Here is a 2,164-nt window from a genome sequence, read left to right on the forward strand (position 1 = left end):
ACTTAAGGATTCTACTAACCAAATTTCGTTTGCCTCAGGATAGCTAAACATCCTTTGTAGCTAACAATATTACAGAACAGTTTTCTGCAATCGTTTAAGTTTACGGTAGTGACTCATTAAGCCTCACGATCATTGACTTAAGCTAAGGAAGGACTTCACCATTCCTATCAAACCATAGTATCCCTGATTACTATAACGAATGTTTTTCTGTGAGTAATCCCTTAAGTCAACGTAGTGCAAACGGTAAGCGAGCGCCCTGACCCGATACATACGTTGCATACGGACATTGTACCACCGTAAGGGCTCATGCACCCACGGCTTTAGCTGTGGTGCTCTGTCTGCGAGGGCATAGAACGTAGCAAAATGATAACTACTCATTTAGCCATCGCGTTCCAGTAAAGCTAAAAATCACCATTTTTACACAACCGAGCGGCTTAATTAATCGTTACTACTCACCCCCTAAACAACTGAACACTGTCCCCACGAACTAACTGCTGTATAACTTCCAGCACATTAAGATCCTGTTTCTTCGCGGTCTCGATGACTGACAATAGGAGTGCTTGTCGTTCTGCTCCTCGGTTACTGCGGTAGCCACCACTAACTTTCTGTTTGACCTTGGCGTTACGAATCGCCCGCTCACTACCATTGTTGTCTGGCGGTATATCTGCCGTAGTCATAAAGTAGAGGATCTTATCCTCGTGTTTTTTGAAGCGTTTCTGTAATCGCTTGGCTTCCTTGCCTGGTAGCTGCTGTGCAGTAAACTGTGCCAGTTGTGCATAGTAGTCATCAATGATGTGTTCTCTGAGATTGGGATCAAAGTCAGCTGTCCAGATATGATCTCGGGCTCGTTGTGATCGCACTAGGAAACGTTGCAAGTGGTAGGCCCAGTTGCTCTGTTCGGTATCTATTACAAATTGTAAGTCACGGAGCAAATGGGCATGGCACAGTTGATGCCAGCCAGCATGCGTGTTGTTCTGCGCACTGTAGCAGTCATGGATCAGACACCCCGCGTAGTATTCACCAAAGTGGTCTTTGGCTGTTTGGTAATCTCGATGAGGAGATATAGCGTAATAGCTGGCTCTGGCATTCTGCCAGACCCATTGCCAGATTCGGGCTCCGGCTACCTTCACACCCGTCTCGTCACTACCGACAGTAGGGCTACGGTGCAGGAAGTCGAGGATGACTTGGCGAAGTGGCAAAGCAGCTATTGCAGCGGCTTCCAGTTTGTTAGCAATACTACCTTGGCTTAAGCGTAGGTTGAACAGATCAGCTACCACCTGTTGCAAGCGTTGGTAAGGCAGATGGTGTGCACTATTGAGGTAAACCAGCAGACTGCTGGCGTTGGTACCAATTTGTACCGTACCACTACAGCTAGCTTCAGGTGGTACGTGACCATTGGTGGTATGACCACAGGCACACGTTCGAGCTACCGTCTGGTACTCAGTGACTACGGGCACTATGGGCGGGATGTCGACAACTTGGGAACGAGCAATAATTTCGTCGATGTGCGTACTCCTAGTACCCACGGTAAGGAAGTCCTTACCACAGCCACCACAGAAGTCAGGGGCACAGGCAATGACTATATCTGGGTTATCTACCAGTTCACGGGTATTGCCTTGGTGTCCAGGCTGACCACCTGACTTACGACCAGAAGCATTGCGGGAGTTTCGTTGGTGAGAAGCAGGGGTGCTGGTATCCCTCGCATTCCTGCCGGAACTTGGCATATCGCTGGATGGTGGTTTGGAACTATTGGTACTGTTCTTTTCTAGGGCTGCAATTGTAGCGTCTAAGGTGGCTACATGGTCTATGAGTTCACCCATGTTCTGACTGAGGGTCAGGACTATACTAATAAGCTCGTCTTTGTCTAGACTATACAGTACGCTACTATCCACTAAATGAGCTTTTGTTTTGAGCATTTACCGCTTATGCTAGCGTGGAATAGACTTTAGTGCAAGTTTCGGTAGGGCTGAGTAGTAACCACCTGTCTACTGTTGGTTTTCCATGCTATAATACTTTAAATGTGCGAGTGGTGGAATTGGTAGACACGCTAGCCTTAGGAGCTAGTGCCGCAAGGCGTGGAGGTTCAAGTCCTCTCTCGCGCACCATATTAGAATTAACCAAACCACGATCTCAGCCGAGGTTTTTTATTTGGACGACGATCGAT

At 47.7% G+C, this 2,164-nt stretch carries 1 protein-coding gene and 1 tRNA gene; one reads left to right on the forward strand and one right to left on the reverse strand.

From position 1 onward, the window contains the following. Nucleotides 1–452: 452 nt before the first annotated feature. Nucleotides 453–1,916 carry an IS66 family transposase gene (locus VGS11_00035; protein HEV2118490.1) on the reverse strand — a complete coding sequence of 488 codons (1,464 nt, stop codon included), beginning with the start codon at nt 1,914–1,916 and terminating at the stop codon, nt 453–455. A gap of 104 nt (nt 1,917–2,020) precedes the next feature. On the opposite strand from VGS11_00035, the gene VGS11_00040 reads away from it, so the two are divergent. Then, a tRNA-Leu gene (locus VGS11_00040) sits at nt 2,021–2,105 on the forward strand. Nucleotides 2,106–2,164: the final 59 nt, after the last annotated feature.

The sequence above is a fragment of the Candidatus Bathyarchaeia archaeon genome (assembly GCA_035935655.1).
Lineage (GTDB): Archaea > Thermoproteota > Bathyarchaeia > 40CM-2-53-6 > 40CM-2-53-6 > 40CM-2-53-6.